This is a genomic window from Rheinheimera sp. 4Y26, from assembly GCF_025245835.1.
Taxonomy (GTDB): Bacteria; Pseudomonadota; Gammaproteobacteria; order Enterobacterales; family Alteromonadaceae; genus Pararheinheimera.
This window is the reverse complement of sequence record NZ_JAOBWS010000001.1, coordinates 823,400-846,644: the sequence shown is the minus strand read 5'-3', so window position 1 is coordinate 846,644 and position 23,245 is coordinate 823,400. Positions and strand designations below refer to the sequence as shown.

The following is a 23,245-nucleotide window of genomic DNA, read 5'->3' as shown; positions in this document are numbered from 1 at the left end:
CAAAGCCAGAACCTGCCACGCTTAAAAATTACGCAATTAACTGTTGCCATTGATTTTTTGCTTGCGAAGCCAGCCCAGCTTTGTATAATCAGCGCTGTTTACCCCAGAAGACCCCCTCAATGCCTGGGTGGCGAAATCGGTAGACGCAGCGGATTCAAAATCCGCCGCCAGAAATGGCGTGTCGGTTCGAGTCCGACCCCAGGCACCAAATACCAATACATATCTTTATAAATTCCCCATTAATTTTATGGTGTTTAAATCGCCATTGTGTTGCCCTGAGACATTCAATTCAGTTGCGCTGCCGATGGTTAAAACCTTTCTGCCGCCCAGGCCTTAAACACTGTTGATTATTGGTTGTTGTTCCGCCTCTCAAGCGGCAATCTTTCACTTGATGTTTATCTGAAATTCCCGCTTGACCTCAAGTTAACTTGAAGATTTATGCTGCTTTTGAACTTTAATCCTTGAGGTGAAAAAATGCAGCAAACAACACTGGATAACTTTATTGTTAATGTCAGAAAGGCCTGGTCCGGGCTGAACACAGAGACTGTCGGCGCGGTCAGACAACTGCTGGTGGATTTCACCAGGGCCGCCAAAGATGAGCCATGGCTGAAAGACATTATCAGCGAAAAACCTGCCGCTAAAGAACTGTACCGGGACCCTGAACAGGGTTTTATCTTATTGGCGCACACTGAAGAAAAAGGCACCTACCGCCAGCCGCATAACCACGGTGCCGGTTGGGTGTTTTATGCCGTGTTGTCCGGTGAAATGGCAATGAACACCTATCAGCAAGTGACCACAGTGAATGGGGAAACCCATTTGGTGTCCAGAGGGACAGATCTGATGCAAGCTGGCCAGTGCCGGGTATTTTTACCTGGAGATATTCACGATACCCGCTGTTTGTCAGAAGGTTTTGTACAATTGCGGCTAACCAGCACCGATTTTAGTAAAGAAATGCAGGAAGGCCGTTTGGTCAGATTTGGCAGCTAAAACAGTGATGAAGGTGCAGTCAGAGTGACACAGAACCTTTGACTGCCCTGTTTTGCCTGTTCTGTGCTAACGCTTCTGTCATGATGGTACTGTCTTGACGGAGCTCTCTTGCCCGAATAACCCGCGCAGCACTCTGCTCTGCCCGTTCAGCCGCGGCCAGGGTTTGCAACTTTGTGTTTCCGGGCCTGGTCTTTGCCGGCAATTCTTAATAACTGCTGAAACTTCGGACATTCACTGTGGCTGGGGGCCGTGCATTTTGCCGCATGCTCCAGACAACGTTGTATCGCCACCAGCTGCTTCACACTTTTGGCAATCTCATCGGCTTTTTCCAATAACACATCCCGATTGACTTCAAATCGTCCCTGAGTCGTCAACATCGACTGAATGTCCCCGAGGGCAAAACCCGCCCTTTGTCCCAGCGCAATAAATTCCAGTTGGTCCAGCACTTTGGTATCAAACAAGCGTTTTAAGCCCACTCTGCCCACTGATTTGATCAAGGCTTTTTCTTCGTAATACCTGATGGTCGATGCAGGAATGCCCGATTTTTTGACCAGTTGCGAAATATCGATAGAACCCATAATGGCGGCCTTGACTTCAAGTTAACTTCAAGTTGTACATTACAAAAACTGTCATCTTTGTGCAACCGCAGCCTGTGTTTGCCTTATACCTGAGGTTCTATGATGTCTGATCCGCTCGCAACCCAATGTAACAAACCAGCTGAACAGCAGCCTTTATCAAAGGCGCAATCCGCAGCTTTATTAAGCCTCGCTGTTGCTATCCTGCTGCCGGCACTGGCCATGAGTATTGCCAATGTGGCTCTACCCACTCTGGCAGCAAGTTTTAACGCCGCAATGCCGGCAGTGAACTGGGTGGTCATTGCTTATTTAATTGCCCTGGTTACTTTTGTGATGGGAGCCGGTGTGCTGGGAGATCTGCTCGGCAGAAAACTGATGCTGCTGCTTGGCATCGGCATTTTTTCCTGCGCGTCCGTCATGTGCGCCTTGTCGCTGAACCTGTGGATGTTGATTCTGGCCAGGCTGCTACAGGGGCTTGGCGCCACTTTTATCCTGTCGCAAAGCTTTGCCCTTGTCAGCTCAGTGATGCCGAAAAACCGTTTAGGTGCGGCCATAGGTTTAATGAGCACCACTGCAGCCATTGGCACAGCCCTTGGGCCTGTGGCCGGCGGCGCCTTGCTCAACTTTTTTGGCTGGCAATCGATCTTCGGGTTGATGGCACTGCTTGGCAGTATCAGCTTTCTTTTTTGCGCCAAATTTATTGCCAGAGATAAAATCAACGTGCTCAAAAGCGGGAAACACTTTGATCTGCCAGGCACCTTATTACTGGCGCTCAGCTGCTTGTTTTATGCGATAACGGTCACTTCGCCGGAGCTTGGCAAGGCATTGCCGCTAAACCCGGCGCTCCTTGCTATTGGCGCATTTATGCTTTTTTTGCTCAGCCAGCATCTGCGCCCTGTTGTGCTGATTGATCTGGCCTTCTTTTGTCAGCCGCTGCGCAATGTCACTTTAGCTGCAGGTTTTATGGTAGATGCAATTGCCATGTCGACGCTGCTGATTGGGCCTTTTTACCTGACTTATGCCCTCTTACTATCGCCACTGCAAGTGGGTTTACTGATGTCGGTTGGGCCGCTGGCTTCGGCCTGCGCCGGTTATCCGGCCGGAAAATTAGTGGATGCAATAGGGGAAAAAAATATGATGTTTTTGGGTCTGCTGCTGATGAGTCTCGGCGCGCTTTGTTTTGCTTATCTGCCGGTATTATTTGGGGTTTACGGTTATATTGCAGCGCTGCTTGTGATGACGCCTGGCCGGCAGTTTTTCCTGAATGCAAACAATACTTATGTGATGAACAGCGTCTGTGAAAAAGACAAAGGCCTTGCGTCCGGCCTGCTGAACCTGACAAAAAATCTGGGACTGATGACAGGCGCTTCAATGCTCAGCGCTGTATTTAGTGCGGCGTTACAAAACACTGCGATGGCCGAGGCAACACCAGCACAATTAGGTATTGCGTTAACCACCAGCTTTACCCTGAGCGCTGCTGTGCTTGTTCTGTCGCTTATCAGCATTTATCTGGTCAACCAAAGCAGTCACAAACCTGGCCAGCCCCCGAAAGACAGGTGACCCGGCTATCCGCAACATGCCGACAAAGCGACCAACAACAAGCAAACCGCCGGTAAAAGGCGGTTCGGTTGTTGTTTAAGTGCAGAATACAGCGTCAGGCGACTTTAAACTGCGCCGCCAGTTGTTGCAGTTCGGTACCAAGCCGGCTTAAGTCGGTGCTGGCAGTGGCGGTTTGTTCGCTGGCGACTGCGGATTGTTCAGCCACGTCGCGGATACTGTAAATACTGCGGTTAATTTGCTCGGCCACTGTTGCCTGTTGCATCGCAGCTGCGGCAATTTGCTGGTTCATATTCTGAATACTACTAATGGCATGATTGATGGCGTTAATAGCATCACCGGCTTCGTCAGCGCTTTGTAATGTATCATCGGCCAGGTTTGAGCTTTTATGCATATTGGCCACCGCAGCCTCAGCTTTTTGCTGCAGATTGCTGATCAGTTGTTCAATCTGGCCTGTTGATTCCTGAGTTCTGAATGCCAGCGCCCGCACTTCGTCAGCAACCACTGAAAACCCACGACCGGCATCCCCTGCCCTTGCTGCTTCAATGGCAGCATTGAGTGCCAGCAGGTTGGTCTGATCAGCAATACTTTTAATCACATCCAACACAGCACCAATATTGTTGCTCTGATCTTTTAACTCCACTATCGCCTTGGCAGAACTAGCCACTTCGTGCGCCAGCGCTTTAATCTGATGGGTAGTTTTTTGCACGACTTTTTCGCCCTGCGTCGCTTGCTGTGCCGACTCAGTGGCTGAAGCTGAAGCTTCTTCGGCATTTTTGGCAACGTCCTGCACTGTAGCTGCCATTTCATTCATCGCTGTTGCCACCTGCTCGGTTTCTTCTTTTTGCTGGCAAACACCGGCAGAGTTTTGCTCTGAAATCGCCGCCATTTCTTCAGTGGCCGCCGCCAGCTGGGCGATACCGGCAGTGAGGCTATTGATCAGCACCCGCAAATTCACCGTCATTTTTTGCATGGCTTGCATCAGCTGACCTGGCTCATCCAGCCGGTCTGTCGGTAAATTGGCACTTAAATCGCCGCCAGCAATTTTTTCGGCCACCTGGACCACTTGCTGAATTGGGGTTACCACCATACTGGTGATCACCGAAGCGGCCAACATACCAATAACGAGAGCAACCACAGCACAAACAATAATTAACCACTCTTTATTCCGCACTTCCTGGCGCATGATTTCCAGCTGCCGCTCCACCGAACGGGTACCCGCCTGATCAGCCGCCCGGGCTGCAGTGGTCATTTTCTCCTCAACGGCGAGGGCGGCTTCTTTATTGTTTTGGGTGTCAATGGCTGCCAGCTCCGATAACAACCGCTGATAGGCATCCAGCTGGCTTAATAACTCACGCATTAAGCTGGCGCTTTCTGCTGTGGTGAATAAGGTCAGGCTGGTTTCACCCAGTTGTTTGGCTTTATTGCTAATGTCTTGCGCTGCCTGATAATACTTACGGTCATTACGCAACAAAAAGTTTTTCTCCTGCTGCCTGGCTTCACTGATCAAAAGATTGGTTTCACTGACTTTACTCACCATTTCAAAGCGGGCACTTAAGCCTTGTAATGATTGATAACTCAGCGCAGAGATAAACAACAGGATCAACAGCACTAAGCCAAAACCGACAAGAAGTTTGATTCTGATACTCAGGTTTTGTAATAAAGTGATGATTGAAAGCATAAAAATCCTCATTCTCGTACATGGTTAAGAACAGAGTTCACTATCAACTGCCGCTGCATGCCTTTGCCCGCTATACACTTCTGTATTGATTTGTTTTTTCGCGCCTTGCCTTGGCACTTTGCTCGTTTTAAGGCAATAACTACGTCATGGCCAGCAGCACAAGCAGCATGCCCGATACTTTGGTAACTTCACAGCTTGTAACAAACTGTAGTCTGTCAGATGTCTGATTGTGTTTTTTATTCCATATATTTATGATTTAAAAGCAAAAATTAGTGTTGCAACCAATGTTCAGCGCGCATCGGCTGGCCGTACAAATAGCCCTGAAAACGCCGGCAGCCAAGCTGCTGCAAACTTTGCCGGTGTAATTCGGTTTCAACCCCTTCGGCAATCACTTCCAGATCCAGTCCACCCGCCATCAGTAAAATAGCGCTGACAATGCTGCGATCCGAGCTGTTGACGGGCAAATCACGCACAAAAGATTTATCAATTTTCAGCTCATGCAAAGGCAGCTGTTTCAGATAAGCCAAAGAAGAATAACCGGTACCAAAATCATCCAGCGAAAAGGTAATGCCACAACGATTCAGCAGCTGCATCTTGGCAACCACATCTTTGGGATTTTCCAACAGCAAACGTTCTGTCAGCTCCAGATGCAGCAGGCTGTGGGTAATGCCAGAGCGCCGGATTTCAGTCAGCACTTCGTCGGTAAAATGTGCGCTGGCAAACTGGCGGGCGCTGATATTCAGAGACACCCGGCAATGCGCCAGCGCAGGAATTTTTTGCGCCTGCCGGATAAACTGACAAGCTTGCTGTAACAACCACTTGCCCAGCATAAAAATGGCGCCATTACGCTCCGCCAACGGAATAAACACGTCAGGGGCAATGGCCTGCTCCTGATGACGCCAGCGCATCAGGGCTTCAAAGCCTAATAAGTGACCGGCAACGTCATATTGTGGCTGATAGACCAAATAGAACTGCGACAAAATGTCGGGTGTTCTTAAGTACTGATCCAGCAGCGCATGTTGCCGCTGATGCTGATCAAGGCGATGGTCATAAAAAGCAATACGGCCTTTACCGCCGGATTTTGCATAATGCAGCGCCAGTTCAGCGCTGCGCACCACATCTGAATAAGTGAAATCGGCGGTCGAAAAACAAAAAGCACCGGCGGTGAAGTTACAACTGATCAGATCCCCAAACACCTGTTGCGGTTTAGCCAGAGCCTGTACTATCAATCCCAGCTGTTGCTCCAGTGACGGTCGTCCTTCACTGGTTTCCAGCAAGACCGCAAATTCGTCTTCACCTGTTCTTGCCAGAAAATACAAACCAAAGTCGCTGAGCACCCGGGCACATTGGCGTAAAAACTCATCACCATGCTCAAAACCATAACCTTCATTGATCAGCTTAAAATCATCGGCATCAAGGCAAATCAGGCAATACTGAGTGGGATTTAATGCAAGATTATCAATACATTGGTTAATTCTGCGATTAAGCGCGGTGCGGTTTGGCAAAGCGGTCAGCGCATCTTGTAACGTTAGCTGGTCAATGGCCTGTTGTTGCATCAGCTTGTGGCTTAAATCGCGCATCACGCCCAGATAACTGCGGCCATGGGCGTTGTCGAGTTCGCAAATCCGCAGCTCCACCGGGATCAGCGAATTATCTTTATGTTTGGCCTGCACCACTCTATTGCTGCCAATAATACGTTGCTCTTTTGTGTTGGCGTAATGTTGCAGATACTGATCATGCTGGCTGGCATGATGCGCCCCCATCAGGCAGCTGACATTTTTGCCCACTAATTCCTCAGCCTGATAACCAAATAAACTTAGTGCTGTTTGATTGGCATAAATTACAATGCCTTGCTCGTTAATACTGACAACGGAGTCGAGCATATTGTCCAGAATAGTGCGCGACAGCTCAGAGGATTTGGCCAGTTGCGCCAGCGCCTGCTCCCTTGCTGTTACATCATAAACAAAACCTGTCCAGACAATATCGCCATCCGGCATGGCTTCTGGTGAAGAACGCGCTTCCAGCCAGATTTGCTTTCCGTCCGGTTTAGTTAATGCAATACAACCGTAAAACTCGGTTAAATGCTGGCTTGAATGCAAAATATCGCAGATCAACTCGTCACGCTGTTCGGCCGTCATGCAGTTAAACAGCAGGCTGGCATCATGCAGTAAAGCCGCCACAGGTAATCCGCAGATACTACTGAAACGTTCACCGAGCTTCACAAAACGAAACTGTTGGGTTTTAGTCATCAGGAACTGGTAAAACACACCTGGCGTAAATGTCGCGAGCGTGTCGAGAGTGTAAAGATTGTCGAGTGTATCGCGCATATTCACCCTCCCTGAGAAGTTAAGAACTGTGGTGCAGAACTGCCGATTTTTGTTATGGCTGGGCCGGGCATTTGCAGCCGACACAACCCGCAATGCCAGCCTGTATTAAATTGATTACGCGTCCGTCTGCAAAACGATCAACCTTTAAGCGGTATATTTTTTACTGCGCTCTTAATCAGCCAGCTACTGTGATCTTTAGTACCTGCTAATTTTCAGTCTGCCCCCTGTTGCCACGTAAAATCCCAGCAGGCATAGTGCTTAAAACAAAGTGGCCAGACCAAACTGTAATGCAGAAGCCTTACCTGCCTTTTGTCCTGATGAGTATTTAAATGCATTTATTTTTTCTGCTGTTGTTGCTGTTTTATACAGCGCCGGGTTTTGGCTCGGAACATATGAGTGATCATGAAAGTTTTTGTGCCAATGATAAAAGCATCAGCTGTGATTTGTATCTGCAGCAACAGCTGGCAGGAACGAAACCTTATTCAGCACAGTGGTACAAAATCACCGCCTATCAACTTGATTATTTTTACGACCACCACGAATTTGATGAGCTGCAACGCAACATCGAATTGTTGTTAGCCGAAAAGCGGTTGCCGCAAAGCTTTGCCGTACAACTTTATTTTTATTACGCCAAAATCTTAAACCGACTGAAAAGACGCGATGAGGCAAAGGTATATGCCAACAAAGCGATGGTTGAACTGGATCAGATTTATCAGATGTTTGGCGAACCTTTCCGGTTATTGGAGTTGGCCAATCTGCAGCATCAATTTGGTGCCTCAGATAAAGCCGCCGAAATTTTAACTTATACCGAACAGCGTTTTGCCAAAAGCAAAGATCCATTATTCCGCTTTGAACTAAACGCCACTAAAGCTTTATTAAGCCACGCCGCCGGCAATCTGCAGCAAGCGGCGACAGAGCGTCAACTGTCACTGACAGCCGCACTCTCGCTTGGCCATAACGGCAAATTAATAGTGGCCTACGGTAATCTGGCCCGCACTTACCAGTTGCTGGGACAACTGGAGCAGGCACGGGATTTATATCTGGCTTCGTTGCCCTATCTGCAGGCGGAAAATAACCTGATTATGGCGGCTATTTATCAGCTGCGACTGGCGGAAATTTATTGGCAACTCAAGGACAGCGCCAATGCCCGGCTTTATCTGGCCAAAGTAAATCGGCTGAAGTTGTCAGATAGCCATCTTCAGCTTTATCAACAACTCAGCCGTGAGCTGCAACTGAGTGAAACCCCAGCATTGGCACCTGTTCAGCCTGACAAGCTGGCGGGCACAACCAGATAGCCGGCGATCGAACCAGCTTGCCCTGCAGCGTGCCGGCAGCGACAATACAATTTTTTGCCGGATAGGTTCTGTATGGATTTTGATGACGCACAAGACTGGGCCTGGTGTGACAGCCAGCTTGCTGCAGTGCAAGCTTATGTAAAGGCACAACAATTACCCCATGGGGTGATTTGTGACAGCCCAGAGTGGTTTACCGCACCTTATGTGGCGCTTTGGGCGGTGGAAGATGTGGCAGACCCGGGTTATGTTGGTTTTTGGATATTGTGTGGCGATAGCAGTGGCAGCCAGCAACAACCGGTGCCTTTTGACCATTTACCAGCTACAGACATTACAGAGCCCAGAGAGGCCATGGCCGCTTTTGCGAAAAAGTGGGCACAACTTGCCGCCGCAGCGGCGAAAGGACAAGCCTGGCCGGGCAGTCCGGCGCTTGACGGCGATCTGACACAACAAGCCAGACAGCTGGCGCGTCAGGCACAGTTGTTACAGCTTTGGGCCAGCGACGATGAACTTTGGGACTTAGACGAATAACATATACAAATCAAAATATTACAACTTGATGACGACGATACCGCGCAGCTAGCCACAGCGCGGTTGCCGGAGCTGTCATCTGCTGTTGTACCCTTCACTAAAATCACCACAAACTCACTTCAAAGCAGGCAAGGCCACAAATCCAGGTCTAAAATTCATGTTAAGTGGCTGAATGCTGTCACAGAGGACTGAACCTCAAGACAAAGGAGTGTTGCATTGATACCTGCCCGAACCTTCCATATCCTGGTAGTAGATGACGTTGTGCTGATGTGTGACTTTTTATTTAAAGTCATCAGCAGTATTAAAAATTGCAAAGTACATAAAGCCAATGATGGGCGCACAGCTATTGAAATTCTCGCCAGTGAAACCATCGATATGCTGATCACCGACATTGAGATGAAAGCCCCGAATGGGCTGGAACTGCTGAAAAGATTAAGATGTGGAGCACTGAACAGTGCCCATGATATTCCGGTGCTGATGTTTTCCGGCAATACCTATAAAGACATGGTGCTGGAGAGCCTGAGCTACGACGTGAATGACTTTTTGGCGAAACCCTTATCCGCCGACGGTTTAAAGAAAAAGGTGCTGTTTCACTTACAAAACGAAAAACAGATCCGCGACCCTGAATACTACAAAAACATTCAGTATGTGCCGGAGAAAAAAGAAGCCAAAACCACAGAAGCCCCCGCACACACCGAAAGTTACAAAAGCCATGTGGCGATAGTACGCACTGTGCCGGTAGCTGAAACCAAAGCGCCGTTGCAGCTGCATGAAGACTGCAGCGAAGCCGAACCTGCGGTGCTGGTCACCTGGCCAGATAATTCCACCACAGGTTTTCATCAGCTGGACAGGCGCATGCAGATTTTGGCACAGCGGATCAATTCGTTTTATAACCTGACACTGAAACAAAGCAAACCAATTGCCATAGCGGCAGAATTAAAGCGGATCTGTGATGCCATTGACTATCTGTTGTTTGTTGGCAAAAAACTGCAGAACCATGCTTACCATCAGGGCATGTTCTGGACAGTGTTTAATGACAGAGTGGCCAAGCTGACTGAACTGGGTCAGAGTCTGGCCAAAATAAATCCAAGATATCAGGCGCAGCTCAATCCGCATTTAAAACGTCTGTCCAACTGGTGGGTACAAACCATCAGCCGGCCTTTTGTGCGCTCAGTGGACGAGTCAGATCAGAATGAATAACGCTAAAATACTGATACCTCTATCAAAACTGCCTTTGCTGAATATTGAGGCTGTCAGCCTGATTTATGGCGAATCGGACCCTGAACTAATTCTGGAGACCTTACAACAATTTCAAACCGAAGCCCAGGGTTATGTCAGTCAGATTGCTTTGATTTGGCACACAGGCGCTGCCGAGGATGTTGTGCGTTATGTACACAGCCTGAAAACCATGACAGCAATGGTGGGGGCGGAAAAAATGTCGCGGGTGTGCCGGATGCTGGAGCGCCAGCTCAGAGCCAAAGATGTGGTGGAAGCCAGACGCACTTACGGTTTATTTGAAAAAGTCTGGCTGGACACCTTACAACAACTGGACCTGCATCTGCTGACAGCACAAGGTGATGCTGCAGATGCTCAATGACCAAAAACCTGTGTTGTTGTTTATTGATGATGAGCAATTTTTATTAAATGCTTATCAGCGTATGTTCCGTCAGTCACAGTGGCGTTGTTTATTTTGTACCACCACTTTGGAAGCAAGGCAGTTATTGGAGTTATATCCGGTACGATTGATCCTTTGCGACTATTATTTAACCGAAGGTACGGGACTGGAGTTTTATCGTTCCCTGACCGGAAAATTCAGCGGGGTTAAACGCATTTTATTAAGTGGCAGCAACGAAGTGCTGGGCAAAGAGCTGACCAGCGCTGGTTTAGTGGATGCAGTGCTGCACAAACCCTGCACCAAAGCTGAGCTGATTAACCAGATCGACAGCTGTTTATCAACAAAGCGGCAACAAGCTTAATTTACAGATCAATAGCCCCGAATTAAAACAGGCAATATCACCGGAAACACAGGACCAGGGATTTTTATGCAGACCATGGATGTTGTACTGAGCACAGTGTTAACACAAATCTACCCGACACTTTTGATAGACCCGCAAGGCGTGATCCGTTTTGTGTCGGCTCAGCTTCCCGCTGCTTTTTTGGACAAACAACTAACCGATGTGCTGCCGCAACTGCCAATGCCACCTCAAGAGCTGCAGCAGAGCAGCAACAGGCTCTGGGGGCCAGTGTTGTTACCATCGGCAGGCTCTTGTTATTACCGGCAAATTGCAGTTCAACATGGCAGTTTCAACGGTGTTTGCCTGGTGTTTCAACCCGCAGATGCAACCCTGGAATTACAACAACAACTGCAGCATCTGCAGAATCTGCTGTACCACTCGGAAAAAATGGCGGTGCTTGGCCAGCTCACTACCAGCATTACCCATGAAATTAACAACCCCATTGCTTACGTTTATTCCAATATGCAAACCCTGACCGACTACAGTACTGATCTGATCAAAATGATTGAAGCCCTGGCAGAAGTGGCAAACTCTGCTGAGGTGCAGGCCATTCAGGCCGAGTTTGATTTTGACTATCTGAAGAGCGATTTACAGTCTTTGTTGCAGGAATCTGGTTTTGGCCTTTCCCAGGTACTGACACAAATTGCCGCACTAAAAGATTTATCACACAGTGATGAGCTGCATTTTCAGCTGGCCGATATTCAGACCGGCATTCAGTCCTGCATACTGATTGTGCAGAATAACCTGAAATATAAAGCCAGGCTGCAACAGGAGCTGACGCAACTGCCACAGATTGAATGTATTCCATCACAGATTTTTCAGGTGGTGCTGAACCTGCTGGTCAATGCCGGTCATGCCATCAGCGACAATGGCCTGATTGTGGTGCGAAGCGGCAGTGATGCCAGTCAAATCTGGATTGAAGTAGAGGATAATGGTGCCGGCATAGCCCCGGAGCATCTTGAGAAAATATTTGACCCCTTTTTTACCACCAAAGAGGTGGGCAAAGGCACCGGGCTTGGCCTGGCGCTTTGTCAGAACATCATAGCGCGCCATCATGGCCGGATTGAAGTGAATTCAACCCCTGGTTGTGGCAGCAGTTTTAAAATCTGGTTACCCCGGCAACAACCCTAATCATAAAAACCGGCACTGCCGGGCGCACGCAGCTGCGCCTTCATTCTTTCATTGTCCAGTTGCAGCGCTCTGAGGTGGAAGGCTTCCGCCAGCTGGATTTTCAGCTCAGTGGGCTCCCAGGGTTTGGTAATAAAACGATAAATCACACATTCGTTCACTGCTTTTAGAATGCCGCTGATTTCGGTGGTGGCACTTAACACCATACGAACCACATCCGGATATAGCGCCCGCACTTTTTGCAAAAATTCCACGCCTGTAGTGTCACAAAGCCGCAAATCAGTTAACACCACATCGACAGGACAAGTGGCCAGATAAGCCATGCCCTGCTCTGCTGACTGAGCCAGCAGCAGCTGATAACCCAGCGGGCGCAGCTCCCGTTTTAACGCACTTAACACATTCTGCTCGCTGTCGACCAATAACAGGCAACGACGGCCATTGGCATATAACTCTGGGGGTAACTGCAGCTGCTGTTTATGCTGCAAAAGCTCTGTACAATGAGCCGCCGGCTGTGGCTGCGCATAAAAATAACCCTGCATTTCGTCACAACCTGCCTTTAATAAAAAGCCCAGTTGTTCCACAGTTTCCACCCCCTCCGCCAGCACCCGGATCCCCAGATTATGCGCCATCGAAATCATTGACTTCACCAAAGCGGCACTGTCCGGCTCAGTGTGTACATCAGTGATAAAACTACCGTCAATTTTCAGCTGGCTAAAAGGAAAACGTTTTAAATAAGCTAAAGAAGAATAACTGGTCCCAAAATCGTCAATTGAAAAGCGGATCCCCAAAGCTTTGAGCTCCTGCATTTTTTGCAGCGCCTCGTCAGCATCATGCATCAGGGTGCTTTCAGTCATTTCCAGCATCACAGCTGCGGGAGCTACCTGATATTGCTGCAAGGCAGAACGTACTCTGGCGACAAACTGCGCATCCATAAAACTTAATGCCGAAAAGTTAACCGCCACCACTAAACCTTTTAGTTCATGCTGCCACTGACTGATTTGCCGGCAGACGCTGCCAAACACAAAAAAATCTAATTCGGTGATTAACCCCGATTGTTCGGCAATATAAATAAAAGCGCCTGGGGCTATCATCTGACGGTTATGCGACCAACGCACCAAAGCTTCCAGGCCACTAAGCCGGCCGGTATTTAAGTCAGCCTGCGGCTGGTAATACACCAAAAACTCCTGATTTAATAAGCCCTGCCGTATGGCCTGCTCCATCTGCAATCTTTGTTGCACTATCTGGTTCATTTCGGGCTTAAACATACAGATGCGGTTACGGCCCAGTTGTTTGGCTTCAAATAAAGCCGTATCAACATGGCGTAACAAGGTGGTACAGGAGTCGCCGTCCTGTGGGTAACGACAAACGCCCATACTAAAATTCACCACCAGCTCCTGTTTCGCCACATTGGCCGGCAGCAACAACTGGCGTTTGAGCCGTTCCAGCCGCCGGACATGACTGGCAAAACCCATAGGGTCGGTCAGTACCAGCACAAACTCGTCGCCACCGGAGCGGGCTACAGTGTCTGTATCGCGCAGTTGTGCGGTCAAACGTTGTGCTATCTGCTGCAATAATTCGTCCCCGGCCTGATGGCCAAGGCTGTCATTGATCACTTTAAAATGGTCAATATCCAGCAAGGCCAGCGTAAAGGAGCGACGGTTGCGTTTGGCATAAGCAATGGCCTGCTGCAGCCTGTCGTGCAGCAGATTGCGGTTGGGCAAGCCGGTTAAACTGTCGTAATTGGCCTGATATTCCAGCTCCTGCCGGTAGTTTTTAGTTTCGGTCACATCGCGCAGCATGCCCACATAATGACTGGCCTTGCCCTGCTCATCGAGCACGGGCGCCAGTGTCAGCTCATTCCAGAAGCTGGAACCATCTTTGCGGTAATTCAGCAGTTCAGCGGTGATTTTGTCCTGATACCGGATGGCACGGCGGATCAAATCCAAACCCGGCTGATGCTGCGCTGAGCCCTGCAAAAAACGGCAATTTTTGCCAAGCACTTCAGCCGCACTGTAACCTGTCAGCTGCTCAAAAGCCGGATTCACATAAATAATGGGCTGATCAGGCGCCTGATTGTCGGTAATGATCACGGCATTCACACTGGCATGCATCGCCTGCGTCTGAATACGCATCTGCACCTGTTGCTCAGTGGCGGGAATGGCGATCACCGTCTCAGGGATGCTGTGTTGTGGTTGCAGCATCAGCTGCTGATAAGTGCTGTGCAATAACGCTAATAATTGCCGCCTGCCCGCAGTAATAAAATGGCTGTCACCGTCTGACTGAAGCTCAATTGCCATTTGTGCCTGTTCAGGACGCGGCTTCGGTAACTGCAGAAAATATTCAAGACGGGAGCACAAATAAGCTTGCTGATAAGGCTTGCCAATCAGGCCATCGGCGCCACAATACAGCGCCTGAATCAGCCTTTCCTCAGAGTCAAAATAGCTGGCCAGCAACAACACTATACCCGCCGTTTTTTGTTGTTGTTTCAGCCTGGCACACAACTGATAACACCAGAGCGAAGACAGCTGACAATCACAAAGAATAAGCGCCGGATTGTGCTGCTGCACCAGCTCGAGCGCTTCTGCTTCGCTCCTGGCCAGCACAACACTAAAGTCCGCATCCCGCAACAGCTGCAGCAGTGTAGTACAGTCTGTGACCTCATCGGTCAGGACCAGAATATGCGCCTGGCGAAACTTCATGTTGCCTCCCTGCCACTGCAGCTGCCGGCAAAAGTGGATACCGGCCAATAAGTTCCTTTGATGTATACACCTTAGTTTTTATTAACGGCCAGTCAAGGCAAAGCAGAGATGTGGTTGCATGATGTAACAGCTTGTCAGTAAACAAAATGTTCGGATAAATCCTGCATCAGAGCTAAGGGAAGCCATAGAGTCACAACAGCACAGGACAGAAATAATGCGCAAACCCTCCACGTCGTTGCGCCAGTCGCGGTGCAGCTCACAGGCGGTGCCAAACCAGGTCATCAGCTGTGCGCCTGCTGCGCTCATGCGCTGCCAGGCGGCATCGCGGGTCATGGCATTAAATGTGCCGGAAGCGTCGGTAACAATAAAGACGTCATAACCAGCCTCAAGCGCCGATAAAGCCGGAAATGCCACACAAACTTCGGTGACTACACCGGCAATAATCAGTTGTTTTTTGCCAGTTGCTTTAACAGCACGGACAAAATCTTCATTGTCCCATGCATTGATCTGGCCCGGACGCGCAATATAAGGCGCTTCGGGGAACATTTGTTTTAACTCAGGCACCAGCGGCCCATTCGGACCTTGTTCAAAACTGGTGGTTAAAATGGTTGGCAGGGCAAAATATTTTGCCAAATCAGCCAGTGCCAACACGTTATTCTTGAACTTGTCAGGTTCAATATCGCGCACCAGCGACAATAAACCGGCCTGGTGGTCCACCAGCAGTACTGCCGCATTGTTTTTATCCAAACGCTTATAAGTGTTGCTCATTGTTCATCTCCTTGCTGTTCAGACAGGCCTGGCCTGCCTTGTTCTGCCCTGTGCTTTAAAGCACAGAACAATTGTAGTGCCAATTGCCCGGGGACCTGCGCTGCAGCGCAGCACTGCGGCCTCAAGAAGGCAAAACAATGCTAGCCAGTGGCACAATACTTCGGTAGATGGTTAAATTGGCACTCATCGTTTTAAATTTGGAACAATCAAGATGCCGGACCTGAATGACCTGTATTTATTTGCCCAGGTAGCACAAGCCGGAGGTTTTGCCGCGGCCAGCCGGCAGCTACAGCTGCCTAAATCTACCTTGAGCCGCCGTATTGCCAGACTGGAACAGCAACTGACGGTGCGGCTTATTCAAAGGTCCACCCGGCATTTTGTGTTAACTGAGCTTGGGCAAATTTATCTGGCGCACTGCAAAGCCATGCTGGTGGAGGCTGAAGCGGCGCAGCAGGCCATTGACCGTCTGACCCATGAGCCCAAAGGTATTATCCGGCTCAGCTGTCCTGTTGGTTTGTTGCATTTTCATCTGGCGCAGATGCTGGCTGATTTTATGTTGTTGTATCCGGGGGTACAGATCCACCTCGAAGCCACCAACCGCAGAGTGGATGTATTGGCCGAAGGTTTTGATTTAGCAGTCCGGGTTCGGCCAACGCCGCTGGAAGATTCAGATTTGGTGCTTCGGATTTTATCTGACCGCGGCCAGTGTCTGGTGGCAAGCCCTTCGTTGGTGCAGCAGCAAGGTCTGCCACAACAGCCTGAACAATTGGCAGGCTTGCCGGCGCTGAGCCGAACCAGAGTCAATGAACCCCAGCAGTGGTGCCTGCATCATACTGATGGTGAAATCAAAAAAGTCGATTACCAGCCGAGGCTGATCACCACAGATATGGCTACTTTATTGTCAGCGGCGCTGGCAGGTGTCGGGGTGGTGCAATTACCACAACTGATGGTTGGCCCTTATCTGGCCTCGGGTCAATTGATTAATCTGCTGCCCGATTGGACGCCAAGGCGGGAGATGATTCATCTGGTGTTCCCAAGCCGGCGTGGTTTATTACCTTCGGTGCGCAGCCTGATTGATTATCTGGCAGAGCGTTACGAAAAAATGCAGGAGGTCTAAGCAAAAGGGTCAGTCACCATAAAAACAGCAAACCGGTTCTCAACATCTACCCCCAAAGTTTTGTTATAAAAGTTTTGTTATATCAGTATTGACTTAAGAACTATTCGCATTTATAAATGCGAACCATTTTTATTCAACCTTGGTGTGACTGATGAATTTGTCCAAACTGATGCTGGCTTTAACTGTTTCCGGTGCTTTGATGTCTTTTGCCGTATTGGCCGATAACGGCACCGAAAAGATTGAACGTATTTCGGTCTCGTCGATGCGCGCTTCTTATCCGGTCAGCACAGTGCCTGCCACTATTACAGTGATTGATCAGGAACAGCTGAAACAACAGCTGGCATTAACCCAGGATATCTCACAAATTCTCGGTAATCTGTTGCCGGCATTTTCGCCCAGCCGGCAAAAGCTCACCGCCAATGGTGAAACCTTACGTGGCCGCGAACCGCTGTACATGATTGATGGCGTGCCACAATCTACGCCACTGCGTAACGGCTCACGTGATGGCAACACTATCGATCCGGCCATGATCGAACGTATTGAAATTATCCGCGGAGCCAATGCTATTCAGGGCATGGGCGCCAGTGGCGGTATTATTAATATCATTACCAAATCGCCGGGCGAGCAGCAGCATCAACTGAAACTGACTGCCTCTGCGCCTGCCACAGGCGGCAGCGACACACAAAGCTACAGAGGCAGTTATCTGTATTCAAAGCAAATGGATACAGTGTCTGTGGTCGCTGGTGTTGCCCTGAATAAAACCGGGGTTTATCTGGATGGCAATGGCCAGCTGATTGGCGTCGACACCACTCAGGGTGACACCATGAACTCAGATGCTATTGACCTGTTTTTAAAAACAAAATGGCAGTTTTCAGCCGAACAGAGCCTGCAGCTGATGGTGAACCATTTTGATTTAGAAGGGAATAATGACTATAAGCCGGTTGATGGCAAGCCAGCGCTGGGGATTCCCACCACGTCAGTTCCAGGAAAAACCGAAGGTTATGGCGCGCAGAATAAAGTAACTTCAGCATCTTTGGATTATCAGCATCAACAACTGCTGGGCGGTCAGCTCAGCTGGCAGCTGTTTGCCCAGGATTTTTCGTCGATGTTTGGCGGCAGTCGCGCCGCAACTTTTCAGGATCCAAAATACGGCAACAATATTTTTGATCAGTCACAAAATATCTCAGAAAAAGTCGGCTCCCGTGTCACCTGGTTTGGCTCAAACCTGGCCGGTACTGCGCTGGATGTCAGCACTGGCCTGGACTGGCTAAAGGATCTGACTTATCAGGAGCTGGTGCTGACCGACCGCAACTGGGTGCCGGAAACTGAATTTCATAACTATGCCCCTTTTGTGCAGCTCAGATATGACGGCCTGCCAAACTGGACCTTCAGCGGCGGTGCCCGTTACGAATACGGTCAGCTGCAGGTCGATGATTTCACCACCCTGGCCTCCAGTAAAAGCAGTTTTGTCAAAGGCGGCGAGCCAAGCTTTAACGAATTGCTGCACAACTTTGGTATTGTGCATCAGCTGACCGACAATATCCGGGCCTATGCCAGTTACAATCAGGGGTTTGGCATGCCGGACGTAGGCCGGGTGCTCAGAGCCATTAATAAACCCAATCAGTCGGTGGCGTCTTTTCTGAATTTACAGCCTGTGGTGTCAGACAACGCCGAAATCGGTATTGAATTTGCGAATGAACACTACCGGCTGCAAAGCAGCTATTTCACTTCGGATTCTGATTTAGGTTCAAGGTTACAGGCTGACAAAGACGGCATTTACAGTGTGATGCGGGAAAAAACCGAAATTACCGGTTTTGAAGCTGAAGCCCAGTGGAATTACAGCACCGAAGCCAGCCTTGGCCTGACCTATGCGCGCAGTCAGGGTCAGTACGACAGCAACAACGACGGCCAAACCGATAAAGACTTAGGCGGTGTTAACATGGCACCAGAGCGGCTGAATCTGTATTGGCTGGCGCAGTGGCCGATGCAAGTCAGCAGCCGTCTGCAATTAAGCCGGTTATTTGATATCAGCTATAACGATGGCAGTCATTTTGACGGTTATCAGACCATGGATGCTTCGGTCAGTTACCAGCATCACGAACTGGGAACCTGGACCTTAGGTGCAGAGAATTTACTTGATAAACAATACATTACCTATTATTCGCAAACTACGCCTGCCGCCGGCAGCTACTTTGCCGGTATGGGCCGTACCTTGTCGCTGAGCTGGCAATATGGGTTTTAAGCTGTGCTTACTGCATTCGCTGTGAACTTTGCTGACAGGAGCGCCTGGTCCATTGTCACAGCGCGTCGGCTTCACGCCGACTGCTGTGCACCTGAAAAGTTGCTGATGATGCGCTTTATGTTCCCAGTGCGGAGTCAGGCGAAGTGCTAAAAAACATCCACCGCCAGTTGGGGCTCTGGCTTGGCTTTATCCTGCTGTTGCTTTGCGCCAGCGGCAGCATCTTGTTATTTAAAAATCCGTTGTTGCAATGGCAATACCCGCAGCTCGATACCCCACTGGTAACCGACTTAGCTCTACTGGGCCGCAGCCTGGATCAGCTTACGCAACAAGACTATGCATTTGTGCGTTTGCCACAGCCCGACAGGCCCTGGCTGGAGTTGTCGCGCCATGATGGTACTCTGGAATATCGCAGTGCTGATGGCCGGTTGTTATTAAGCCGGGCGCCCTTTTGTGACTGGATCGACTGGAATTATCAATTCCACCTGTATCTGCTGGTCAAACCGTTAAAACATCAGCTGCCCGGTGTTGTGGGGATACTCAGCCTGCTGTTGTTAGCGACGGGTCTGGCCAGCAACTGGCCCAGACGTTTCAGAGCACAGTGGCTGCGATTGCCTTTTGCCCAGAGCAAACTGCAACAATACCGGCAATGGCACTTTTTGCTGGGATTATTCAGCTTGCCTTTATTGGTCTGGGTGGTGCTGACCGGCACTGCCATGTCCTATCACAGCGCGGTGCAACAGGCACTTAGCTTGGTATTTTCCGACCAACCTCAACCGAGCCCCGCTGTACCACCCCAGAGCGCTGTAGCTTTAAGCCAAAGCCAGTGGCAACTTTGGTTACCCAAAGCACAACAAAGCTTACCTCAGGCAAAAATCAGACTGGCCAGCTTTCGTCAATCCGATACTGCCCCTGTTTCATTCAGACTGCAACAAGCTGCAGAATGGCATCCGAATGGCCGCTCTGTGGTACAAATCTCCGCAGCTACAGCAGCAGTGCTCACACTGCAGGATGCCACCAAAGCGGCCACAGGGCAGCGCATCAGCCAGCTGATTTACCCGCTGCATACCGCTGCTGTGGGCGGCACTTTTTATCGTTGGTTATTGGCAATAGCCGGAATATTACCGTTATTGTTATGGTTATTGGGTTTGGGCTGGCGTCAGCGCACTGGCAAAAATCCCGCTCATCACCCATAGTAAAAATCCCGATTGCGGGGCCAACCTCACTTTTTAAATTATCCAGCAGGAGCCAAAGGATGAAACAGCAACAACGGATGGTCTTTATTAACTTACCGGTCAATCACCTGAAAACTGCCATGGCCTATTATCAGGCACTGGGTTTTGACAATAATCCACAATATACCGACGACACCGCGGCTTGTATGGTGTGGAGCGAAAGTATTTATGTGATGTTATTAACCCACGACAAATGGCGCAGTTTTACCAGCAGACCTATACCGGCGCAAAACAGCAGTGAAGTAATGCTGGCGCTGTCTTGCCAAAGCCGCGCTGAAGTAGACAGCATGCTGGCAAGGGTACAAAAAGCAGGTGGTGTGATTGATGTAAATCCGCTTCAGGATCATGGTTTTATGTATAGCCGTAGCCTGAGCGACCCGGACGGCCATGTTTGGGAGTTGTTCTGGATGGATAACAGTCAGCCAGCACAATAATGCAGGCATCTGCACATTAACGTCAAAATCACAGCGGCAAGGATAACAACTTATCCTTGCCGTTTTTGATCAATAGCAGTGCTGTGTTAGCAGTCATGTTTTGTAGGCTTGATAACACTGCAAAAAGTACCGCAAGATAAACACGACATCAGTGACGACAGCAAAACAACGGACTCATGTCATTTTTTTAGCCACACTTTGCTCTTCAATAAATTGATCAAACAGTTGCATCACCGCAAAAATTTTGTCGCCATTAAAAGGTTTTACAATAAAAGAAGCGGCACCTTCACTGATGGCACTTTTGACATTATCCAGTGTGCTGACACCACTCACCATCACGATAAAACAGTCTTTGCGGCTTTCTTTTAATTGATGTAACAATTCCAGACCATTACCGTCGGGTAAATCAATATCCAGAAATACTAAATCCGGCCTGTACAGGTTAAAGGCATAACTGGCCTGCGCCGCGGTAGAAGCTTGCAAAAAACTATAACGGCGCTGCACCAGTTTTGGCTCAGGAGCCACCGACATCAGCAAATTACGCAGCAGCTGCCGGGTGTAGTCCTGATCATCAACCAACAGAATTTTCCATTCACGGGGCACTTTGTAGCTCCAATGCTATTTGCTGTAACAACAGCACTAACTGATCTTGCTGGACTGGCTGGGTCTGCCAGAGGCGTTGTAATTTATCTGCTTCTGCTGTTAAAGCTGCGGCACCAAAACTTTCGGCGCTGCCTTTTAACTGATGTGTTATAGCCCTCATTGTGGCCTCATCCCGGCTTTGACAAGCCCGCAGTAATTGCTGCTGAATATCCGCTAACGCCAGCTTAAATTGCTGTTTGAGCTCCGGACTTACAGCCAAGTTAAACTGTGGCGGTAAATCAGCACCAAGCACAGCCCGCAACATCGCCAGGAAGCTATCCGGCTGAAATGGTTTTTGTAAACATGCATCAAACAAAGAGGACTCGACAGTATCAGCACTTAATAACACTAAAGGCCTGTTATAACCCAGCTGACGCAACATGGCTGCGGCCGCTAGTCCGTCCATCCCGGGCATTTGCCAGTCCAGCAATACCAAATCAAAAGCATAACTTAACGCAGCAGAAACGGCAGTTTCACCTTCGGCAACCAGCTCAACCTGATGGCCCGCATCCTGCAGTTGCAATAACATCAGTTGCGCCAGCAACATATCATCTTCCGCCAGTAAAATCCGTAGTGCCTTCGTCATGCTGATATCCCGCCAGCTTTGCTGTGTTTATAAATAGCTGTAAATGTGCTTTTGTGCAAAATTTACTAAGGCGCTTATTTATAAAATATCAAAATAATTCAACAAGGTGCCAATTCTTTTCAGACACCTAAACCGACAGCACTGATGCAATTTTATCTGTAAAACGACAGCTTATCCGTCGGCAAAAAGACGCAGGCTGCAAGTGCAGCCCGCGAATAATGATGTTATTTTACCTGTTCAGTCTGCAACACAGGGCTGAACTTTGTATGGTTCTTTTTTCTCCAGTACCGCCGACAACAGGGTAAGACCCAAAGCCAGCAGCACTATCAGGGAACCTATCCAGGCGGTGTCAATCAGCTGCATTTTTGCCACCACCATACCCCCTATCACTGCACCTATCGCAATACCCATATTAAAAGCAGCAATATTTAAACCAGAAGCCACATCCACAGCTCCGGGACGATATTTGCCAGCCAGCTGCACCACATAGACCTGTAAACCAGGCACGTTGCCAAAAGCAAAACCACCCCAGATAAATACCGTCAGCACTGCTAACAGCGGATGTACGGCGGTAAAAGTAAAAGTCAGCAATACCAAAGCCAAACCAGCAAAAATAATACTCAGCGCTTTGACCGGCCCCAGTTTATCGGCAAGCTTGCCACCCCAGATATTGCCAATGGCAACAGACAGGCCATACACCAATAAAATCAAACTGATAGCGCCGGCGTCAAAACCAGAAACCTGCTGCAAAATGGGCGCAAGATAAGTAAAAGCCACAAAAGTGCCGCCATAACCAACGGCTGTCATGGCGTACACCAGCAATAACCTTGGTTCGGTGAAGACCTGCAACTGGTTACGAAGCGGCGCTGCTTTATTTTGTTTCAGGTTATTGGGCACCAAAAAAACACTGCCAATAAAGGCCATAAAACCTAACAAAGCCACTATTAAAAAGGTGGCCCGCCAACCAAACAACTGACCTATCCAGGTACCAAGCGGCACTCCTGTCACCAGTGCAACTGTTAAACCTGTGAACATCAGCGCTATGGCGCTGGCTTCTTTGTCTTTACTGACCAGACTGGTGGCAATAGTGGAACCAATGGAAAAAAATACACCGTGCGCCAGACCTGTCAGCACGCGGGCTACCACTAAACTTTCGTAACCTGGCGCCAGATAAGCCAACACATTGCCGGTGGTAAACAGTGCCATCAGTGCCAGCAACAATTTTTTCCGCGGCCAACGGCCGGTTAAAGCGGTTAACACCGGAGCACCAATGGCAACACCCAGCGCATATAAACTGACCAACAGGCCAGCCGATGGAATAGTCACCCCCAAATCCTGCGCCAAAGTTGGGATAAGCCCGACTATGACAAACTCGGTGGTTCCGATAGCAAAAGCACTTAAGGTAAGCGCCCATAACGCAAGTGGCATCATA

19 protein-coding genes, 1 tRNA gene and 1 pseudogene are annotated in these 23,245 nt (G+C 49.2%); 13 read left to right on the top strand and 8 right to left on the bottom strand.

Annotated elements, in window-relative coordinates; translation table 11 throughout:
- The first annotated feature begins 121 nt into the window (after positions 1-121).
- Positions 122-208: transfer RNA gene (locus N3Z11_RS03560), tRNA-Leu, on the top strand.
- A 266-nt stretch (positions 209-474) separates the two neighbouring features.
- Complete coding sequence (locus tag N3Z11_RS03555) at positions 475-987, top strand: hypothetical protein (RefSeq protein ID WP_260655763.1); 513 nt, start codon at positions 475-477, stop codon at positions 985-987.
- A gap of 146 nt (positions 988-1,133) precedes the next feature.
- Here the strand turns inward: N3Z11_RS03555 and N3Z11_RS03550 are convergent, their stop codons facing one another.
- Complete coding sequence (locus N3Z11_RS03550; protein WP_260655762.1) at positions 1,134-1,565, bottom strand: helix-turn-helix domain-containing protein; 432 nt, start codon at positions 1,563-1,565, stop codon at positions 1,134-1,136.
- Between the two features lie 102 nt (positions 1,566-1,667).
- Here N3Z11_RS03550 and N3Z11_RS03545 point away from each other — a divergent pair, with 102 nt between their 5' ends.
- Positions 1,668-3,122, top strand: coding sequence for an MFS transporter (locus tag N3Z11_RS03545; protein WP_260655761.1), 1,455 nt, complete (start codon positions 1,668-1,670; stop codon positions 3,120-3,122).
- A gap of 94 nt (positions 3,123-3,216) precedes the next feature.
- Here the strand turns inward: N3Z11_RS03545 and N3Z11_RS03540 are convergent, their stop codons facing one another.
- The gene (locus N3Z11_RS03540; protein ID WP_260655760.1) at positions 3,217-4,800 is read right to left on the bottom strand and encodes a methyl-accepting chemotaxis protein; all 1,584 of its coding nucleotides are present in this window, start codon (positions 4,798-4,800) and stop codon (positions 3,217-3,219) included.
- Positions 4,801-5,069: 269 nt separating this feature from the next.
- On the bottom strand, positions 5,070-7,127 hold the full coding sequence (locus N3Z11_RS03535; protein WP_260655759.1) for a putative bifunctional diguanylate cyclase/phosphodiesterase: 2,058 nt from the start codon (positions 7,125-7,127) through the stop codon (positions 5,070-5,072).
- A 329-nt stretch (positions 7,128-7,456) separates the two neighbouring features.
- On the opposite strand from N3Z11_RS03535, the gene N3Z11_RS03530 reads away from it, so the two are divergent.
- The 6 genes from N3Z11_RS03530 to N3Z11_RS03505 all read left to right on the top strand — a co-directional run bounded on the left by N3Z11_RS03530 (position 7,457) and on the right by N3Z11_RS03505 (position 12,096).
- On the top strand, positions 7,457-8,422 hold the full coding sequence (locus N3Z11_RS03530) for a hypothetical protein (RefSeq protein ID WP_260655758.1): 966 nt from the start codon (positions 7,457-7,459) through the stop codon (positions 8,420-8,422).
- Between the two features lie 72 nt (positions 8,423-8,494).
- Positions 8,495-8,950: a DUF4826 family protein gene (locus N3Z11_RS03525; RefSeq protein ID WP_260655757.1), complete on the top strand. Its 456-nt coding sequence runs from the start codon at positions 8,495-8,497 to the stop codon at positions 8,948-8,950.
- Between the two features lie 216 nt (positions 8,951-9,166).
- Positions 9,167-10,150, top strand: a complete 984-nt coding sequence (locus N3Z11_RS03520; RefSeq protein ID WP_260655756.1) for a response regulator — start codon at positions 9,167-9,169, stop codon at positions 10,148-10,150.
- Entirely contained in the window at positions 10,143-10,547 is a 405-nt protein-coding gene (locus N3Z11_RS03515) for an Hpt domain-containing protein (RefSeq protein ID WP_260655755.1), read from the top strand. The genes N3Z11_RS03520 and N3Z11_RS03515 overlap by 8 nt, the downstream gene beginning before the upstream one ends.
- The gene (locus N3Z11_RS03510; RefSeq protein ID WP_260655754.1) at positions 10,537-10,926 is read left to right on the top strand and encodes a two-component system response regulator; all 390 of its coding nucleotides are present in this window, start codon (positions 10,537-10,539) and stop codon (positions 10,924-10,926) included. The genes N3Z11_RS03515 and N3Z11_RS03510 overlap by 11 nt, the downstream gene beginning before the upstream one ends.
- Positions 10,927-10,992: 66 nt before the next feature.
- Entirely contained in the window at positions 10,993-12,096 is a 1,104-nt protein-coding gene (locus N3Z11_RS03505; RefSeq protein WP_260655753.1) for a sensor histidine kinase, read from the top strand.
- Here N3Z11_RS03505 and N3Z11_RS03500 read toward each other — a convergent pair.
- Together N3Z11_RS03500 and ycaC are read right to left on the bottom strand one after the other, a co-directional pair.
- Positions 12,093-14,792: an EAL domain-containing protein gene (locus tag N3Z11_RS03500; protein WP_260655752.1), complete on the bottom strand. Its 2,700-nt coding sequence runs from the start codon at positions 14,790-14,792 to the stop codon at positions 12,093-12,095. The genes N3Z11_RS03505 and N3Z11_RS03500 overlap by 4 nt on opposite strands.
- Before the next feature lie 219 nt (positions 14,793-15,011).
- A pseudogene (gene ycaC / locus N3Z11_RS03495) lies at positions 15,012-15,560 on the bottom strand (isochorismate family cysteine hydrolase YcaC); the annotation flags it as partial.
- Between the two features lie 211 nt (positions 15,561-15,771).
- Between ycaC and N3Z11_RS03490 the strand changes: the two are divergent.
- The 4 genes from N3Z11_RS03490 (at position 15,772) to N3Z11_RS03475 (ending at position 20,585) form a co-directional block, all read left to right on the top strand.
- Entirely contained in the window at positions 15,772-16,677 is a 906-nt protein-coding gene (locus N3Z11_RS03490; protein ID WP_260655750.1) for a LysR family transcriptional regulator, read from the top strand.
- 151 nt (positions 16,678-16,828) lie between these two features.
- On the top strand, positions 16,829-18,919 hold the full coding sequence (locus N3Z11_RS03485; RefSeq protein ID WP_260655749.1) for a TonB-dependent receptor: 2,091 nt from the start codon (positions 16,829-16,831) through the stop codon (positions 18,917-18,919).
- A gap of 143 nt (positions 18,920-19,062) precedes the next feature.
- A complete protein-coding gene (locus N3Z11_RS03480) occupies positions 19,063-20,112 on the top strand; it encodes a PepSY-associated TM helix domain-containing protein (protein ID WP_260655748.1) in 1,050 nt (349 codons plus the stop codon).
- 59 nt (positions 20,113-20,171) lie between these two features.
- Positions 20,172-20,585 carry a VOC family protein gene (locus tag N3Z11_RS03475; protein WP_260655747.1) on the top strand — a complete coding sequence of 138 codons (414 nt, stop codon included), beginning with the start codon at positions 20,172-20,174 and terminating at the stop codon, positions 20,583-20,585.
- Between the two features lie 174 nt (positions 20,586-20,759).
- Here N3Z11_RS03475 and N3Z11_RS03470 read toward each other — a convergent pair whose 3' ends face one another.
- From N3Z11_RS03470 to N3Z11_RS03460, 3 genes are all read right to left on the bottom strand, one after another.
- Positions 20,760-21,188, bottom strand: coding sequence for a response regulator (locus tag N3Z11_RS03470; RefSeq protein ID WP_260655746.1), 429 nt, complete (start codon positions 21,186-21,188; stop codon positions 20,760-20,762).
- Positions 21,178-21,813, bottom strand: a complete 636-nt coding sequence (locus N3Z11_RS03465; protein WP_260655745.1) for a response regulator — start codon at positions 21,811-21,813, stop codon at positions 21,178-21,180. Before N3Z11_RS03465 ends, N3Z11_RS03470 begins: the two co-directional genes overlap by 11 nt.
- A 237-nt stretch (positions 21,814-22,050) precedes the next feature.
- A complete protein-coding gene (locus N3Z11_RS03460) occupies positions 22,051-23,241 on the bottom strand; it encodes an MFS transporter (RefSeq protein ID WP_260655744.1) in 1,191 nt (396 codons plus the stop codon).
- Positions 23,242-23,245: the final 4 nt, after the last annotated feature.

What these genes read in the sequence shown, in the direction of transcription:
- N3Z11_RS03555 (WP_260655763.1), top strand. Translation starts at nt 475, where the DNA reads ATGCAGCAAACAACACTGGATAACTTTATTGTTAATGTCAGAAAGGCC.
- N3Z11_RS03550 (WP_260655762.1), bottom strand. Translation starts at nt 1,565, where the DNA reads ATGGGTTCTATCGATATTTCGCAACTGGTCAAAAAATCGGGCATTCCT.
- N3Z11_RS03545 (WP_260655761.1), top strand. Translation starts at nt 1,668, where the DNA reads ATGTCTGATCCGCTCGCAACCCAATGTAACAAACCAGCTGAACAGCAG.
- N3Z11_RS03540 (WP_260655760.1), bottom strand. Translation starts at nt 4,800, where the DNA reads ATGCTTTCAATCATCACTTTATTACAAAACCTGAGTATCAGAATCAAA.
- N3Z11_RS03535 (WP_260655759.1), bottom strand. Translation starts at nt 7,127, where the DNA reads ATGCGCGATACACTCGACAATCTTTACACTCTCGACACGCTCGCGACA.
- N3Z11_RS03530 (WP_260655758.1), top strand. Translation starts at nt 7,457, where the DNA reads ATGCATTTATTTTTTCTGCTGTTGTTGCTGTTTTATACAGCGCCGGGT.
- N3Z11_RS03525 (WP_260655757.1), top strand. Translation starts at nt 8,495, where the DNA reads ATGGATTTTGATGACGCACAAGACTGGGCCTGGTGTGACAGCCAGCTT.
- N3Z11_RS03515 (WP_260655755.1), top strand. Translation starts at nt 10,143, where the DNA reads ATGAATAACGCTAAAATACTGATACCTCTATCAAAACTGCCTTTGCTG.
- N3Z11_RS03510 (WP_260655754.1), top strand. Translation starts at nt 10,537, where the DNA reads ATGCTCAATGACCAAAAACCTGTGTTGTTGTTTATTGATGATGAGCAA.
- N3Z11_RS03505 (WP_260655753.1), top strand. Translation starts at nt 10,993, where the DNA reads ATGCAGACCATGGATGTTGTACTGAGCACAGTGTTAACACAAATCTAC.
- N3Z11_RS03500 (WP_260655752.1), bottom strand. Translation starts at nt 14,792, where the DNA reads ATGAAGTTTCGCCAGGCGCATATTCTGGTCCTGACCGATGAGGTCACA.
- N3Z11_RS03490 (WP_260655750.1), top strand. Translation starts at nt 15,772, where the DNA reads ATGCCGGACCTGAATGACCTGTATTTATTTGCCCAGGTAGCACAAGCC.
- N3Z11_RS03485 (WP_260655749.1), top strand. Translation starts at nt 16,829, where the DNA reads ATGAATTTGTCCAAACTGATGCTGGCTTTAACTGTTTCCGGTGCTTTG.
- N3Z11_RS03475 (WP_260655747.1), top strand. Translation starts at nt 20,172, where the DNA reads ATGAAACAGCAACAACGGATGGTCTTTATTAACTTACCGGTCAATCAC.
- N3Z11_RS03465 (WP_260655745.1), bottom strand. Translation starts at nt 21,813, where the DNA reads ATGACGAAGGCACTACGGATTTTACTGGCGGAAGATGATATGTTGCTG.
- N3Z11_RS03460 (WP_260655744.1), bottom strand. Translation starts at nt 23,241, where the DNA reads ATGCCACTTGCGTTATGGGCGCTTACCTTAAGTGCTTTTGCTATCGGA.